The 15,537-nt window shown below is 66.4% G+C and carries 18 protein-coding genes; 13 read left to right on the top strand and 5 right to left on the bottom strand.

The window, feature by feature from the left end; genetic code table 11:
- Nucleotides 1-8: 8 nt before the first annotated feature.
- Nucleotides 9-1,088, bottom strand: coding sequence for a phage shock protein operon transcriptional activator (gene pspF / locus ACQZF9_RS05630; protein WP_428312275.1), 1,080 nt, complete (start codon nt 1,086-1,088; stop codon nt 9-11).
- 203 nt (nt 1,089-1,291) lie between these two features.
- Here pspF and ACQZF9_RS05625 point away from each other — a divergent pair, with 203 nt between their 5' ends.
- The 4 genes from ACQZF9_RS05625 (at nt 1,292) to ACQZF9_RS05610 (ending at nt 3,092) form a co-directional block, all read left to right on the top strand.
- Nucleotides 1,292-1,585, top strand: a complete 294-nt coding sequence (locus ACQZF9_RS05625; protein ID WP_428312274.1) for a hypothetical protein — start codon at nt 1,292-1,294, stop codon at nt 1,583-1,585.
- A gap of 58 nt (nt 1,586-1,643) precedes the next feature.
- Nucleotides 1,644-2,333 carry a phage shock protein PspA gene (pspA, locus tag ACQZF9_RS05620; RefSeq protein WP_428312273.1) on the top strand — a complete coding sequence of 230 codons (690 nt, stop codon included), beginning with the start codon at nt 1,644-1,646 and terminating at the stop codon, nt 2,331-2,333.
- Nucleotides 2,334-2,395: 62 nt separating this feature from the next.
- Nucleotides 2,396-2,629, top strand: coding sequence for an envelope stress response membrane protein PspB (locus ACQZF9_RS05615; RefSeq protein WP_428312272.1), 234 nt, complete (start codon nt 2,396-2,398; stop codon nt 2,627-2,629).
- Complete coding sequence (locus ACQZF9_RS05610) at nt 2,622-3,092, top strand: PspC domain-containing protein (RefSeq protein ID WP_428312271.1); 471 nt, start codon at nt 2,622-2,624, stop codon at nt 3,090-3,092. Before ACQZF9_RS05615 ends, ACQZF9_RS05610 begins: the two co-directional genes overlap by 8 nt.
- Nucleotides 3,093-3,202: 110 nt before the next feature.
- Here ACQZF9_RS05610 and ACQZF9_RS05605 read toward each other — a convergent pair whose 3' ends face one another.
- The 3 genes from ACQZF9_RS05605 to ACQZF9_RS05595 form a co-directional block, all read right to left on the bottom strand.
- A complete protein-coding gene (locus ACQZF9_RS05605; protein ID WP_428312270.1) occupies nt 3,203-4,066 on the bottom strand; it encodes a hypothetical protein in 864 nt (287 codons plus the stop codon).
- Nucleotides 4,056-4,574: an RNA polymerase sigma factor gene (locus ACQZF9_RS05600; RefSeq protein ID WP_428312269.1), complete on the bottom strand. Its 519-nt coding sequence runs from the start codon at nt 4,572-4,574 to the stop codon at nt 4,056-4,058. Before ACQZF9_RS05600 ends, ACQZF9_RS05605 begins: the two co-directional genes overlap by 11 nt.
- Before the next feature lie 83 nt (nt 4,575-4,657).
- Complete coding sequence (locus ACQZF9_RS05595; RefSeq protein ID WP_428312268.1) at nt 4,658-6,394, bottom strand: vWA domain-containing protein; 1,737 nt, start codon at nt 6,392-6,394, stop codon at nt 4,658-4,660.
- 165 nt (nt 6,395-6,559) lie between these two features.
- On the opposite strand from ACQZF9_RS05595, the gene ACQZF9_RS05590 reads away from it, so the two are divergent.
- The 9 genes from ACQZF9_RS05590 (at nt 6,560) to ACQZF9_RS05550 (ending at nt 14,885) form a co-directional block, all read left to right on the top strand.
- Nucleotides 6,560-7,216, top strand: coding sequence for a TetR/AcrR family transcriptional regulator (locus tag ACQZF9_RS05590; protein ID WP_428312267.1), 657 nt, complete (start codon nt 6,560-6,562; stop codon nt 7,214-7,216).
- 33 nt (nt 7,217-7,249) lie between these two features.
- A complete protein-coding gene (locus ACQZF9_RS05585; RefSeq protein WP_428312266.1) occupies nt 7,250-8,062 on the top strand; it encodes a TIGR00266 family protein in 813 nt (270 codons plus the stop codon).
- A gap of 90 nt (nt 8,063-8,152) precedes the next feature.
- Entirely contained in the window at nt 8,153-9,199 is a 1,047-nt protein-coding gene (locus ACQZF9_RS05580) for a M48 family metallopeptidase (RefSeq protein ID WP_428312265.1), read from the top strand.
- A gap of 83 nt (nt 9,200-9,282) precedes the next feature.
- Nucleotides 9,283-10,608 (top strand): DUF1329 domain-containing protein, encoded by a 1,326-nt coding sequence (locus tag ACQZF9_RS05575; RefSeq protein ID WP_428312264.1) that lies wholly within the window; start codon nt 9,283-9,285, stop codon nt 10,606-10,608.
- Between the two features lie 215 nt (nt 10,609-10,823).
- Nucleotides 10,824-11,396 carry a glycine zipper 2TM domain-containing protein gene (locus tag ACQZF9_RS05570; RefSeq protein WP_428312263.1) on the top strand — a complete coding sequence of 191 codons (573 nt, stop codon included), beginning with the start codon at nt 10,824-10,826 and terminating at the stop codon, nt 11,394-11,396.
- A 24-nt stretch (nt 11,397-11,420) separates the two neighbouring features.
- The gene (locus ACQZF9_RS05565; RefSeq protein ID WP_428312262.1) at nt 11,421-11,711 is read left to right on the top strand and encodes a hypothetical protein; all 291 of its coding nucleotides are present in this window, start codon (nt 11,421-11,423) and stop codon (nt 11,709-11,711) included.
- Nucleotides 11,712-11,741: 30 nt separating this feature from the next.
- The gene (locus tag ACQZF9_RS05560) at nt 11,742-12,443 is read left to right on the top strand and encodes a response regulator transcription factor (RefSeq protein ID WP_428312261.1); all 702 of its coding nucleotides are present in this window, start codon (nt 11,742-11,744) and stop codon (nt 12,441-12,443) included.
- A gap of 71 nt (nt 12,444-12,514) precedes the next feature.
- Nucleotides 12,515-13,882, top strand: a complete 1,368-nt coding sequence (locus ACQZF9_RS05555; RefSeq protein WP_428312260.1) for an ATP-binding protein — start codon at nt 12,515-12,517, stop codon at nt 13,880-13,882.
- Nucleotides 13,883-13,886: 4 nt separating this feature from the next.
- The gene (locus ACQZF9_RS05550) at nt 13,887-14,885 is read left to right on the top strand and encodes an alpha/beta hydrolase family esterase (RefSeq protein WP_428312259.1); all 999 of its coding nucleotides are present in this window, start codon (nt 13,887-13,889) and stop codon (nt 14,883-14,885) included.
- A 54-nt stretch (nt 14,886-14,939) separates the two neighbouring features.
- Here the strand turns inward: ACQZF9_RS05550 and orn are convergent, their stop codons facing one another.
- Complete coding sequence (gene orn / locus ACQZF9_RS05545) at nt 14,940-15,506, bottom strand: oligoribonuclease (protein ID WP_428312258.1); 567 nt, start codon at nt 15,504-15,506, stop codon at nt 14,940-14,942.
- Nucleotides 15,507-15,537 lie beyond the last annotated feature (31 nt).

The raw sequence follows: 15,537 nt of genomic DNA, 5'->3' as shown, positions 1-15,537 counted from the left end.
TCGGCGCACTATTGCGCTGCGTCTTCGGCGCGCAGCAAGCCGTATTTGCGCAGCTGCCCGCGATACTGGTGGTACGTCAGCCCAAGCAGCTCCGCCGCACGCTTCTGGTTGTAGCGCGCCGCATCGAGCGCGCCCTTGAGCAAGCGCGTTTCGAACTCGGCGACTTCGCGTTCGAACTCCAGTGGATAGCGCGGCTCGTCCGCAGTTGTAGCGGGCACTGAAGCCGCAATGACCGAAGTCGTTGCCACCATCGTCGGCAACACGTTCTGATCGAGCACCCCGGTCGGCAGCACGCCGCGCGGACGATAAGGCGACGCGAACGGGTCCAGCTCCAGCTGCTCGACGACGCGCCGCGCATGCTCGAGCCGATAGACCGAGCGCTCGACGACGTTGCGCAGTTCGCGCACGTTGCCAGGCCAGTCGTGCGCATGCAGCTGGCGCTCGGCCGCCGGCGAAAAGCCGGCGAAATACTCGCGGCCGAGTTCCTTGGCCATGTTCTCGGCGAACTTCTGCGCCAGCAGCACGATGTCTTCCGGACGCTCGCGCAGCGGCGGCACCGTGACCACGTCGAACGACAGACGATCGAGCAGGTCTTCGCGAAAGCGTCCGGCGCGCGCCAGCGCCGGCAGATCCTGGTTGGCGGCGCCGACCAGGCGCACATCGACGCTGATGGTCTCGCTGGAACCCAGGCGCTCGAACTCGCCGTATTCGATCACGCGCAGCAGCTTCTCCTGCAAGCGCAGGCTCATGCTGGCCAGTTCGTCGAGAAACAAGGTGCCGCCGCTGGCCAGTTCGAAGCGACCGACGCGCGCGCGAGTGGCGCCGGTGTAAGCACCGGAGACGTGGCCGAACAGCTCGGATTCGAGCAGCTCCTCGTTGAGCGCCGCACAGTTGAATTTGACGTAGGGCCGCTGCCAGCGCTCGGACAGAAAATGCAGGCGCGCCGCGATCAGCTCCTTGCCGGAGCCGCGCTCGCCGATGATCAGCACCGGCTTCGACAGCGGCGCGACACGCGAGACTTTTTCCAGCACCGCCAGGAAGTTATCGGACTGGCCGATGATCGGGTCCGGGATATCGCGCTGCGCCATGGTCGTGGTTTTCGCCGATCAGCTCACTAGATGGCGCTTTCTACCACAACTTTGCGCCGGTCGCCGATTGCGCCATGTTACAAGCTCACGCAATAAATAATAAAGCTATCATTATCAGTTAGATAAATCGGTTTTCCAACTTGGCACAAGCTTGGCAACAAGACAGGGGCACAGCACAGCAGCAATGACCAGGAGAGCATCACATGATCAACCGTCGCCCCCTCGCCCAGGCCGCCCTCGCCATCGTCCTGATCGCCGGCAGCGCCGCCGCGCAGGCCGCCGATGGCATCGGCAGCCGCGTTGGCGCCGGCCTCGGCCGCTGGATCGCAGCCCAGGGCAACGCCGCGCTCAGCGAGCTGCGCGAAGACCTCAAGCGCGACCTCAGCGAGCGCCTGCAGCCGCTGCTGCCGGAGCGCGAAATGGTCGAAGCCGACACGCTGCGCAAGGTCGGCAACGACCCTGCCGCCGCGCCGAACACTGCCGGGCAGTCGCTGTAGATTGCCCGGCAACCATTCCAATCGCATCTCACCACTACGCACTGACCGGAGCTACACCATGGGCATCTTTTCGCGCCTTTCCGACGTCATCAACTCCAACATCCACGCCATGCTCGACAAGGCCGAAGATCCGGAGAAGATGGTCCGCCTGATCATCCAGGAAATGGAAGACACGCTCGTCGAAGTGCGTTCCACCAGCGTGCGCACGATTGCGCGCAAGAAGGAGCTGCAGCGCCTGCTGAACCAGCTCCAGGCCGAGACCGCCGACTGGGCGGGCAAGGCCGAGCTGGCGCTGAGCAAGGATCGCGAAGACCTGGCCCGCGGCGCGCTGGCGGCGAAGAACCGCGCGCTGGAGCAGTTCTCGATGTACGAGAAGGAGCTGTTCCACGTCGAGGACGAGATCGGCAAGCTCGACGAGGACACCGGCAAGCTCAAGGCCAAGCTGGCCGATGCGCGCCAGCGCCAGAAGACGATCGTGCTGCGTTCGCAATCGCTGACCTCGCGGCTGCGCGTCAAGTCGACGATCCACGATACGAAGATGGCCGACGCCATGCTTAAAATGGAGCAGTACGAGGGCAAGATCGATCGCATGGAAGCCGAGCTCGAAGCCTATGATCTGGGCACGCGCTCACTCAACGACGAGTTCGCCCAGCTTGCCGCCAACGAAAAGGTCGAAGACGAACTGAGCGCGCTGCGCGCCAAGCTCGGCAAGACCCCGCCGAAGGCGAACGAGCCGAGCAAGGAATAGCCCGGGCGCGAGTTCTCACCGACTCGCATTTGTTTTCTTGAGAGGTCGAAGGGGATCCTTTCGTGGAAGATCTGGTTCCGCTGCTTGCAATCGTCTGTCTGTTCGTGATCCTGCCCGGCATGGGGCTGTGGTTCGCGGACCGTCAGCGGCGCTGGAAAGCACAGCAGAGCGAAGCAACAAAAATGGTCGACGCGGATCTGCTGCGTCTGGCCGACCGGCTGGAACGGCGTGTCGAGGCGCTGGAAAAAATCCTCGATTCGGAAGCACCCAATTGGAGGGCGCGTCATCATGGCTAAGCTGTCTTCCCTGCACTCGTCACGCTTTCGCCGTTATCCGGACGAAGGCTATGTCGGCGGCGTCTGCGCCGGCGTCGCCGAGTTCCTGGGCTGGAACGTACGCCTGATCCGCGCGCTCGCGATCCTCACTTTCATCTTCGGCGGCTTCTTTCCGATCGTGCTGGTCTACGGCCTGCTGTGGTACGTGATGGAAGACACGCGCGGCAAGCTGCCGCCGCCGGATGGCGACTACGAGCGCGCCGCGACGAGTGATTTTGGCGGTGGTTCGGGCGGCGCCTATGCCAGCCGCACTTACGGCGGCAGCGGCGAGCGCGAACCTCGCGAGAGCCGCTACACGGCCGCGAGCAGTGCCGATCTGAAGAGCCGTTTTTCGCGGCTGGAACAGCGCCTCAGCAGCATGGAAGAGTGCGTCACCTCCAACGACTACGAGCTGCGCCGCGAGCTGCGCAAGCTGGAGAGCTGAGGCGGTCCCGCAATCCGTAGCCCGGGTGAAACCCGGGACTTGCGGCCCGCATCACCGACGAGCACCGGATTTCACCCCGGGGACTCCAGGCGACGCCGCCCGCGCTTGATTCACTCACACGCGGCAGCGCGGTTCACCTGCAACACGCGCTGCTCCTCGTCCAGCACCAGCCAGGCGCCCCGTGTCGGATAAAACCAGATCGTCTGCGCGGCCGAGGTCGCGCCGGAGGGCCGTTGCCCGCAAGTCCAGTCGTGAGGCTCGATCTGCGGCGCTTCGCTCCAGCCCTGCCCGGCAGCCCACTCCGCAGCCAACGGCAATCTCGCCGGGGCCGCAGCGCGTGCCGGCGTGAACGCACGCGGCGCAGCGGCACCGACGGCTGGCGCGAATGCGCGCGGCGCATCGTCAACGGCCGCCACCGGCACGGGCGGCGCGGCGTCGGCGAACACCGGTGCCGGCGGTGGCGGGGGCGGCTCCATCCGGGCCGCCGCGTCGCGGCGTTCGCGCTCGGCATTGAGCTGCATTTCCGCGGCCGCCGCGGCTTCGCGTTGGCGTGAGTTCGAGGACTCGCTGCGCTTTGCGCTGGCTTCGCGCTTGCGCACTTCAGCCACAGCCTCGGCCGCCTGCGCATCGCGCATTTCCTCTGCGGCAGAAGACACCGACGACGGCTCCGCCATCGGCGCAGCAGCGACCATCTCGGCAGGCGTGCTCGCCGCTTGCGGCGCGCGCACCTGCGGCTCGCGCCACAACTGCAGCACCACGCCCAGGCCGAGCGTCAGCACCGCGGCCAAGGCCAGCGGTGCCTGCCAGCGCCGCCGCGCGCGCACCGGCGCCTGCGCATCGCGCGCGAATTTCAGCACCGCGTCGTCGAGCGACGGCGGCGGCTGCGCCGACTGGGTCGAAGCCCAGGCGCGCGCCACGGCGGCGTCTTCGACGTCGTCATCGCGCTGCGGCGGCAACGGGCGATCAGACGACATCGGCGAGCGCTCCGCGCAATCGGCTCAGCGCATAGCGCAGCCGGCTTTTCACGGTTTCGCGGCCGACGCCGGTGACGTCGGCGATCTGTTCCAGGCTCAAGCCGCCTTCCTCCTTCATCAGGAATGCCTCGCGCTGCTCGCACGGCAGCGCGCCCAGGGCTTGCAGCAGCCGCCTGGCCGTGGACGCCGCAGCGGCCTGCGCCTCGGGCTGCAGATGTTCCGGTGCGGCAAGCTCGAAACTGTCGTCGATTGCTTCAGCACCGGGCTTCGCCGCGCGGTAATGGTCGATCAGCCGGTTGTGCGCGAGCTTGTACAGCCAGGTGGCGAAGCGCGCTTTCACTTGGTAGCGCGCCCGTGACCGCACCACGCTCGCCCACACGTCCTGGAACAGCTCGGCGGCGACGTCCTCGTTGCCGCAGCCGCGCAGCAGGTAACGATAGCTGCCACCGCGGTGGCGCTGGTACAGCAGCTCGAACGCCGCCAGCTCACCGCGCTGATAGCGCAGCATCAGGATTTCATCCGAAGGACCGTCGACGGCCGCGGCTGCGGCAGTCGGGGCCTGCGGTAGGGGCGATGCCGCTGCTTGCAGATTCAGCCTCCGTGGTCTTCGACCGGCGTGTTCAGCGCGGCCGCGTCGAGGCTGCGCGCGAGCTGCACCAGCTGCAGGAATTCGCCGGCCTCGCCATCCTCGTCGCGGCCGCGTGCGTCCTGCGCCAGCTTGATCGCCGCAGTGTAGTCGAAGCCCTGCGTGTACTGGCCGCCGCGCAGCAGCTGGCCGAAGCCGGCGACCGCGGCGGCGAGGCGGAAAGAGTCCGAGCTGGCGGCGAGCGTGCTGCTGTCTTTCGCCGCGATCGCGCGCTCGATCAGCAGGCTCTTCGCCTCATTGCCGTCGCCCGGACGTTTGTAGCGCAGCTGCAGATGCGCGAGTTCGCCGGACTGTGCGGACGCACCCTGCGCCGCAGCGTAGCGCAGCGGCGCGATGCGCTCGCCGCCCTCGCCGACCAGCGCGACCTCAAACAGCGCGGTCACGGTGTGGCCGGCGCCGATGTCGCCGGCGTCGACCTTGTCGTTGGCGAAATCCTCGCGGCGCAGCGCGCGGTTCTCGTAGCCGATCAAGCGATATTCGGCGACCTGCGCCGGATTGAATTCGACCTGGATCTTGACGTCGCGCGCGATCGTCGTCAGCGTCGCGTCCATCTGCCGCACCAGCACTTTCTGCGCTTCCTTCAGCGTGTCGATATAGGCGTAGTTGCCGTCGCCGGCATCGGCGAGCTGCTCCATCAGCGCCTCGTTGTAGTTGCCGGTGCCGAAGCCCAGCGTGGTCAGCGCGACGCCGCTCTTGCGCTGCGTCTTGACGCGATCCAGCAACTGGTCGAAGTCGGTGACGCCGACATTGAAGTCGCCATCGGTAGCCAGCATCACGCGATTGACGCCGCCCTTGATATAGCCCTGCCTGGCCATCGCATAGGCCAGGTCGATGCCCGCGCCTCCATTGGTGCCGCCGCCGGCTTCGAGCTGGTCGAGCGCGGCGATGATCTTCGCCTGCTGGTCACCCGCGGTCGGTTCCAGCACCACGGCGGTACGGCCTGCATAGACCACCAGGCTCAAGCGATCCTGCGGCCGCAGCTGCTGCGCCAACAGCTTCAGCGAGGCCTTGACCAGCGGCAGCTTGTCCGGCGACTCCATCGAGCCGGAGACGTCGATCAGGAACACCAGGTTGGCGGCCGGCCGCTCGCCCTGCGGCTTCCAGCCCTGCACGCCGATCTGCAGCAGATGGGTCTTCGCATTCCACGGCGTCGGCGCCAGCTCGGTACTGACCGAGAACGGCGTGTTGCGATCGCGCGGTGCCGGATAGCGATAGTCGAAATAATTGACCAGTTCCTCGACCCGCACCGCGTCCCGCGGCGGCAGCTGGCCCTGGCTGAGAAAGCGGCGCACGTTGGCGTAGGCGCCAGTGTCGACGTCGATGCTGAAAGTCGACACCGGATTCTCGGCGGCGCGTTGCACCGGGTTGCTGGCGATCGCGGCGTACTGTTCACGCTGCTCGGCGGCAACGCCCGGCATCGGCGCCGGACGCGGCGGCATGAAGCCGATGCGGCTCTGCGACTGCATCAGCTTGGCCGAGCTTTCGGCGCGCACCGCATAGGCAGCCGCATCGGCAGCGGCCATCGGTGCAGCGGCGCCGACGGCCACCGGCGGTGGTGGTGGCGGCTCGGCCGCCAGCGGCGCCGGCTGCTTTTCGTTCACGGCGCAGGCCGTCAGGGCGGACAGCAGCAGGGACGCCAGCAGCAGGCCGGCGCGGGAACTCAGGTTCGGGGACAGGGACATCGGCAACTCCGCAGGACAGGTACGCTGGCCTTAAACGCAGCGGCGCGCCGAATGGGGTTGAACCCCACGAAAAATGTCTCGACGGCAGCGGCCAGGCGGGCAAGGCGTTTCGTCGCCGCTCTTACAAAGCCGCATAATCGACGCTTTCCTACCGCCTGCAGCCGAATGCCGCGTAAACCCGCCCACGAGCAGTTCGACACTCTCTCCGCCCTGCAGGACCGCGCCTTCGAACTGTTCGGCCGCTACGGTTACGAGGGCGTGTCGATCGGCGACATCGCCAAGGCCGCCAAGCTGTCCAAGGGCGCGCTGTACTGGCACTTCGCCGGCAAGGAAGAGCTGTTTCTGGAATGCCTGCGGCGGCTGCACGCGATCTTCACCGAACACGTGATCGAGCCGATGCGCGGCCAGAGCGACGCGGTACTGGCGATCGTCGCGATGTTCCGCGGCCTGGAAAAACTGCTGCGCGATCCCCGGCTGGAGAACGGCGTCGCCGGCTACTGGCTGGTGCCGTCGACGCCGGAGACGATGCGCCTGGTTGCCGAGCAGCGCGCGTTCGAAGTCGCCTCGCAGGCGGCGATCCGCGACGTGATGGCCGAAGGCGCGCGCCAGGGCAGCTTCGACCTCGGCGAAGACCTGGAAGACATGTCCAAGGCGATCATCGCGCTGCTCGAGGCGTCGATCCTGCCGCTGCGCCACCAGGAGCCGGACGAGGTGCACCGCATGATCAGCGTGCTCGCGCGCACGCTGTTCCGCGCCTACGCGCGCCCCGAGGCGCTGAAGAAACTGGCGCCGCTGCTGCAGAAAGATTCCGCCAAAAGCTAAGACTTCACCGATCCTCTTTTAAGGAGCCTTCCCATGGCAATGGACATCATCGATTACAAGATCTACGGCACCGAAACCCAGTTCGTCGAGGTCGAGCTGGACCCGGGCGAAGCGGCGGTTGGTGAAGCCGGCGCGATGATGTTCATGGAAGACGGCATCGTCATGGACACGGTGTTCGGCGACGGCTCGGCCCAGCAGAAGAACTTCTGGGGCAAGCTGGTTGGTGCCGGCAAACGCCTGGTCACCGGCGAAAGCCTGTTCACCACGGTGTTTCAGAACAATGGCAACGGCAAGCGCAAGGTCGCGTTCGCCGCGCCGTATCCGGGCACCTTGATTCCGATCCATCTGCCGGACGTCGGCGGCACGCTGATCTGCCAGAAGGATTCCTTCCTGTGCGCGGCCAAGGGCGTGGCGCTGGGGATCGAATTCCAGCGCAAGCTCGGCGTCGGTCTGTTCGGCGGCGAAGGCTTCGTCATGCAGCGTCTCGACGGCGACGGCCTGGCCTTCATCCACGCCGGCGGCACCTTGTACGAACGCGATCTGCAGCCCGGTGAAGTGCTGAAAGTCGACACCGGCTGCATCGTCGCGCTGACGCGCAGCGTCAGCTACGACATCCAGTACGTCGGCGGTTTGAAGTCGGCCCTGTTCTCCGGCGAAGGCGTTTTCTTCGCGGTGCTGCAGGGCCCGGGCAAGATCTGGCTGCAGTCGCTGCCGCTGTCGCGCATGGCCAATCGCATCGTCATGGCGGCGCCGGCGATCGGCGGCCGCAGCAGCGAAACCGGATCGCTGCTCGGCGCCGGCGCGGCGGGCGGCTTGCTCGGCGGGCTGCTCGGTGACGACGAGTAAGCGCCGTCATTCCCGCGACGGCGGGAATGACCACGTTCCATGATCCTGCCGGGCCGCCTATTCGGACCCGGCCTCGCACCGGCTGGCGTCGTGGTCGAAGCGAAGCTCGATCCGCTGCAGCTGTCGCTGCTGCTGCCGGACGGCCAGCGTCTGTCCTCGCCGCTGGCGCAGCTCGCGCTGCGTAACGCCGGCTTCGACGGCGCGCAACTGGAAATCAGCTGGACGCAGGACGGCGCGCGCTATGCGCTGCTGATCGACGACAGCGCGTTGATCGAAAAGCTGCGCGCGCAGGCGCCGCCGGCCTTGCAGCCAGCGTTGACGGCGGTGTTCGCGCAGCGGCGCAGGGCGCGGCTGCATCGCGGGCTGGGCTTGTCGGCGGTCGCGATCTGGATTGGCCTTCCGCTGATCGCGCTGCTGCTGCTGTTTCTCGCGGCGCGGCCGCTGGCCGGCTGGATCGCCGGCTTCGTGCCGCTGAAGCAGGAACAGCAACTCGGCGAGATGGTGTTCCGCTCACAGGCGGCGCAACTGAAGATGATCGAAGGCACGGCGGCCAACGCGGCGCTGGAGCAGATCGGTGCGCGGCTGACGCAGGGCTCGCGTTACACCTATCGCTGGCATATCGCGCGGAATGCGCAACTCAACGCATTCGCGATTCCGGGCGGCCACATCGTCGTCTACAGCGGCCTGATCGAAGCGGCCGACGATGCCACCGAACTCGCCGGTGTGCTGGCGCACGAGGTCGAGCACGTCGAGCTGCGGCATAGCCTGAAGGCAATGATGCAGCAGGCGGGCCTGCGGCTCGCGATCGCCGCGGTGATCGGCGATTTCGGCATCGCCAGCGAAGCCGCGGGCCGTCTGTCCGGCCTGCAGTTTTCGCGCGACAGCGAGCGCGAGGCCGACACCCAGGGCCTGCAGCGGCTGATCGCCAGCGGCATCGATCCTCAGGGCATGCTGCGGCTGTTCGCCAAGCTCGACACGCAAACCCAGGGTGTCGCGCCTCCGGCCTGGCTCAACAGCCATCCGGCGACGCCGCAGCGCATCACCGGCCTGCGACAAGCCATCGAGCGCAGCGGCGCAAGGCCAGCGCAGCCGCTGAGCATCGCCTGGACCGCCGTTAAGCAAAGCCTCGGCGAATAACGCGCACTGTCGGCCGCAACATACGACGCGCCCTTAACGGCATGCAAAAGGAAGTGGCGATGAGGCAGCACGTTCCCCACATCATGACGAGCGCGCTGCTGATCGCGCTGGCGCTGCCATGCGCGGCGTACGCCAAAGTAGCGGACGAGCAAGCCGCCGAACTCGGCCAGCGCCTGACGCCGGTAGGCGCCGAAGCCGCAGGCAATGCCGCCGGCACGATCCCGGCCTGGCAACCGCTGCGGCAGGAGACCATGAAGCGCGGCGACAATCCCTACGCTCAGGACAAGCCGCTGTACACCGTCACCGCGGCGAATGTCGCGCAGTACCGGGATCGGCTCACCGAAGGCCACCAGCAGCTGTTCAAGATTTTCCCGGACTACACGATGCCGGTGTATCCCAGCCATCGCAGCGCCTCCTATCCGGACTGGTTCATCGAAGCGACGAAAAAAAATGCGCAACGCGTCGAGCTGACCCACAACGGCTACGGCTTCTGCTGCACCGCGCAGGGCTTCCCTTTTCCGATTCCGAAGAACGGCACCGAGGTGCTGTGGAATCACATCATGCGCTACAACACCCGCGGCTTTCGCGGTTACACCAATTCCGCGGAGATCGCCACCAACGGCGCTTACGTCGTCGAGCGCAGCTATTCCGAACTCGCCTACGCCTACAACGATCCGAAGACCACCGCCGAAAAACTCGGCAACCAGAATCTGTACCTGTTCACCAAGGTGGTCGCGCCGGCGACGCGGGCCGGCGATGCGACGCTGCTGCGCGTACCGCTCGACCGGATCAAGGATCTGACCGGCGTCTGGATCTGGACCGAGAACCGGCCGCGGCGCATCGGCGAAGTCGGCTACGACAACCCGCTGCACGACGGCCTGATGACCCACGACCAGGTCGACATGTTCAACGGCCCGCTGGATCGCTACACCATCAAGCTGCTCGGCAAGCGCGAGATGCTGGTCCCCTACGACAGCTACCGGCTCTACGACGACAAGCTCAAGTACAAGGACATCATCCGCGCCGGCCATATCAACCAGGACCTGGCGCGCTACGAGCTGCACCGCGTCTGGGTGCTGGAGGCGCAGGTCAAGCAGGGCACCAGCCACGTCTACAAGCGCCGCGTGTTCTATGTCGACGAGGACAGCTGGATCGTCGTCGCCGAGGACATGTACGACCAGCGCGACCAGTTCTGGCGCTCGGCCGAATCGCATTCGATCAACTTCGCCAACGTGCCGGTGATGGTCAACGGCATCCAGGTGCATTACGACCTGCAGTCGCGCCGCTACGTGATCCTCAACATGACCAACGAGGAGAAGAACACCATCGAGTACGACTGGTCCGAAGGCCAGGGGTATTTCTCGCCTGGCAACCTGAAGCGTTTCGCCGGCAGCACCAACGGTCGCTAAGAGCAGCCAGATGGCACGAAAAGCGCTCGTAAACTGTCGGAATTCCTAAAAAAGTTAAGTTGCAATTCAGCTACTGGCCCTAAGCTGAACCATGCTCGCCGCCGTTGCGGCAGCTCGATGCTCAAAGGAGAGCAACAATGCGTGAACAGGCGCCTTCCCAAGCCCGTCGGTTTGCCCCCCCGGTCGCGATGACTTGCCTACTCGGCTCCGCCCTCGTGGCGAGCCTGGTTTCAGCCCCCGCGTTTGCCGGCCGCTACGATCGCGATGATCGTGACGGTCAGTATTACGACGACTCCTCTTCCGGCGGCGACGCCATTGCCCGCAGCGAATTCGCCAAGGTGCTCAGCGCCCGGCCGATCTACAGCCAGGTGCAGGTCAACCAGCCGCGCAATCAGTGCCAGGACGTGCCGGTGACGTATCGCGAAGCGCCGCGCTACTCCGGCGACAACACCGCCGGCGCCGTACTCGGCGCGGTCATCGGCGGCGTGGTCGGCAACCAGTTCGGCGGCGGCAGCGGCCGTGCGGTCGCCACCGGCCTCGGCGCCGTGGTCGGCGCCAGCGTCGGCAGCCATGCCGGCGAGTACGGCGGTGGATACGATCGCGGCGGTTACACGCGCACCGAATACCAGCGCCAGTGCGAGACGGTCGACGACTATCATGTCGAAAACCATATCGACGGCTACGACGTCGCCTATCGCTATCACGGCGACGTCTACCACACGACCATGCCGTACGACCCGGGTGATCGCATCGCCGTGGACGTCAGCGTGCGCCCGGTCCGCTACTAAGGGAGTCGGCTAACACCGGGAGCCATGCGCTCGAAGCTTCTGCTTTTGTCGGCCCTGCTCGCAGCGGGCCTGCTATTGAATCAGTTGCCCGCACAGGCCCGCGATCTGGGCCTGACGGATCGCCTGCGCCTGCCGCCGGCCGGACTGACGCCCGGCGGCAACGATCGCAACATGTCCCCCAGCGAGGCGGCGCGCATTGCCCAGCAACAGAACGGCGGTGGCCGCGTCCTGGCGGTAGAGAGAAGCGACCGCGGCTACCGCGTCAAATTGCTTAAAAACGGCGACGTCCGGATCGTCAACGTGCCCGGCTACTGAACCGGCACATACAACAACAGGGATTGGAAAATGCGCGCTCTCGTCATCGAGGATGATCCGCACCTGCGGGGACTGGTCTCGCAGTATTTTGCCGACGAGGGCTTTGCCGTCGATGTCGCCGGTGACGGCGAAAACGGCCTGTACATGGCAGAGGAATTCCCGATCGACATCGCCATCGTCGATCTCGGCCTGCCCGGCATCAGCGGCGTCGAGATCATCCGTCGCGCGCGCAAGGCCGGGCGCAAGTATCCGATCCTGATCCTGACCGCGCGCGACGGCTGGCAGACCAAGGTGGAAGGCCTGGAAGCCGGCGCCGACGACTACCTGGTGAAACCCTTCCACCGCGAAGAACTGCTGGCGCGCGTCCGCGCCCTGCTGCGCCGTTCCGGCGGCTGGGCCCAGCCGCTGCTGGAATGCGGCCCGATCGCGGTCGACACCACGGCCAAGACGGTATTCGTGCAGCAGCAGAGCGTCGATCTGACCGCTTATGAATACAAGGTGCTGGAATACCTGATCCTGCACGCCGGCCAGGTCGTGTCCAAGGCGACTCTGGCCGAGCATCTCTATGCCGAGGACGAGGAGCGCGACAGCAACGTGATCGAGGTGTTCATTCGCCGGCTGCGCAGCAAGCTCGATCCGGAAGCGACCTTGAATCCGATCACCACGCTGCGTGGCAGCGGTTATCGCTGGGATCTGCCGCGCGGGCCCGCGCCTGCCTCCGCCGCCGGATAAGGGCGCCCGCCATCGGCGCGCCGTCGCCACCGATACGCTGGATCCATGGTGGCGCCGAGCGCGTCAAAACCATGAAGTGGCCGATCCTCGGAACGGTCTACGCGCGTCTGCGTCCGCAGTCCTTGCGCACGCGCCTGCTGGTCGCCGCTACCGCGGTGCTGACCGCGTTCTTCCTGATCACCGGCGTCGCGCTGGAAAGCGCCTTCGGCGACAGCGCGCGCCAGGCGCAACAGGACAAACTGGAGGGCATCGTCTATTCGCTGCTCGCCGCACTCGGCCCCAGCGCCAGCGGTGAGCTGACGATTTCGACGACGATGGTGCCCGACGCGCGACTGAAAAGCGCCGCGTCCAGCCTGCAGGCGGCGCTGTTCAACGAAGACGGCGTCGCGGTGTGGCGCTCGGTCAATTTCGGCGACATGTCGGCGCCGAAAATGCCGGGCATCGATCAATGGCGCTTCGAGCGCATCGACGATCCCGATGCTTTCCAGATGAGTTACAGCTTCCGCTGGATCGACCTGGCCGACGATCCGCGCCGCTACAACGTCGTGGTGATGGAAGACGCCTCCAGCTTCCGCGCGCAGCTGCGCGCCTACCGGCGCGCGCTGTGGACCTGGCTGGCGGTCTGCGGTATCGGCCTGCTCGGCGTGCAGGTGCTGGTGCTGCAGTGGGGCCTGGCGCCACTGCGCAAGCTGATCGTCGAGCTTCGCCGCATCGAGATGGGCGAGCAGCAGGACATCCGCGCCGAATATCCCGATGAGCTCAAACCACTGACCCAGGGCCTGAACGCGATGATCCAGAACGAGCGCAACCAGCAGACGCGCTATCGCAATGCGCTCGGCGACCTCGCGCACAGCCTGAAAACGCCACTGGCGGTCGTGCAGGGCATCACCGAAGACGCCGACATGCCGCGCACGTTCCGGCTGACGCTGGGCGAGCAGGTGCAGTCGATGCAGCAGATCACCGGCTACCAGTTGCGCAAGGCCGCTGCCGCCGGCCGCCGCACCCTGGCCGAGCCGGTGCAGATCAGGCCGCTGTGCGAAAAGCTGGTCAGCGCGCTGGTCAAGGTCTACGCCGAGAAAAACGCGCGCTTCGATCTGCAGATCGACCCGCGCCTGCGGCTGCGCGCCGAAAGCGGCGACCTGTTCGAGCTGATCGGCAATCTGCTGGACAACGCCGCCAAGTACGGCAACGGCAAGGTGCGGCTGTCGGTGCATCACGAAGGCCGCACCGCGGTGATCGAAGTCGCCGACAACGGCCCCGGCTTCCCGGAAGACGCCGAGGCAATGCTCGAACGCGGGGTTCGCGCCGACATGAAAAAACCCGGCCAGGGCATCGGCCTGGCGGCGGTCTACGATCTGGTGCGCGCCTACGAGGGGCAGCTGCTGCTCGGCACCTCGGACCTCGGCGGCGCGCAGGTCACGGTCCGCCTGCCCGGCTAGCACCATGCGCCATCGCCCTCATTCCGGTCTGGTCACCATCGTCAGCGCGTCCCTGGCCGGCCTGCTGTTGCTGTCGCTCAGCGGCTGCCTGGTCGTGCGCGGCGCGCGCATGATCGAAAATCACAGCGCGACGCAGGGCTTCCCCGACAAGGGCAAGGTCTCCGCCGCGCAGCCGCGCAGCCTCGTCTCCGGCGGCCTGCAGCGCCGTTACCTGGCACAGATTCCCAGCGGCAGCACCGGACCGATGCCGATCGTCGTACTGCTGCACGGCGGCACGCAGACCGCCGAGCAGGTCTGGGAGCAGACCAGCCTGCCGACGCTGGGGCTGCGCGAGCACTTCATCGTTGCCGCGCCCCAGGGCATCGGCAAACACTGGAACGACGGCCGCGGCAGTACGCTGGCCGGCGATGAGGCGTCCACCGCCGACGATGTCGCGTTTATTCGCGACATGATTGCGGGGCTGGTACTGCGCGATCGCGGCGACGCGCGCGCGGTATTCGTGATCGGCGCCTCCAACGGCGGCTTCATGGCGATGTACTACGCCTGCCAGGCCGGAGACTCGCTACGCGCCGGAGCCAACGTCATCTCCGATCTGCCCGCCTCGGTGGCGCGCGGCTGCAAACCGGGCAAGGCGCTGCCGTGGCTGTCGATGAATGGCGTGAACGATCCTATCGTGCCGTTCAAGGGCATGGCCGAAGGCACCATCGTCAAGGGCCAGCCGCAGGCGGCGCTGCTGTCGGCCGACGCGACCTTCCAGTTCTGGGCCGATCGGGCCGGATGCTCGCCGAAGCTACAAAGCACGCGAGTCGCCGACGGCGTTGAGAAACGCCTGCGCTCGTGTGCCCACGGCACGACCTCGCAGCAATACGTGTTCGCCGGGGGCCATGTCTGGCCGGGCCTGCCGATCAACAGCCTGGCCCTGGACTATTTTCTCGGCGGCGCGAATCTGCAAGTCGATACCGGCGAAGTCGCCTGGGGCTTCTTCAAGTCGACTTTGCAATAGCAGACGCGAGCGCCGCTGGCTTTCCCGCTTTCGCGGGCACGGCAGCAGCAAACCTCAGGCGTCGGCACAAGGCGGCGGCAGCCGCAGGAAATGGTCGCGGTAATAGCGCAGCTCGGCAATCGAGTCGCGGATGTCGTTCAGCGCCAGGTGCGTGGATTCCTTGGAGAAGCCCTTGGCCAGATCCGGCGACCAGCGGCTGCACAGCTCCTTGAGCGTGCTGACATCGAGATTGCGGTAGTGGAAGAACTTCTCCAGCCCCGGCATGTAGCGCGCCAGAAAGCGGCGGTCCTGGCAGATCGAGTTGCCACACATCGGCGACTTGCCCGGGACCACCCACTCGCTCAGGAAATTCAAGGTCAGCCGCTCGGCCTCGGACTCGCTGATGCGGCTGTCGCGGACCCGCTGAGTCAGGCCGGACTTGCCGTGCTGCTTGGTATTCCAGTCGTCCATCGCGGTCAGCTCGTCGTGACTCTGCTGCACCGCCAGCACCGGGCCTTCGGCCAGCACTTTCAGATGGGAGTCGGTGACCACGGTCGCGATCTCGATGATGCGGTGGCGCTCCGGGATCAGCCCGGTCATTTCGAGATCGATCCAGATCAGGTTGCTGGGGCTTGCGGTCATCGGTTGCCTGGGAATGTCGAAAAAGGGGCCG

It is taken from the genome of Hydrocarboniphaga sp. (genome assembly GCF_965279055.1).
Classification (GTDB): domain Bacteria; phylum Pseudomonadota; class Gammaproteobacteria; order Nevskiales; family Nevskiaceae; genus Hydrocarboniphaga.
This window is presented reverse-complemented; position numbering and strand designations above follow the sequence as displayed.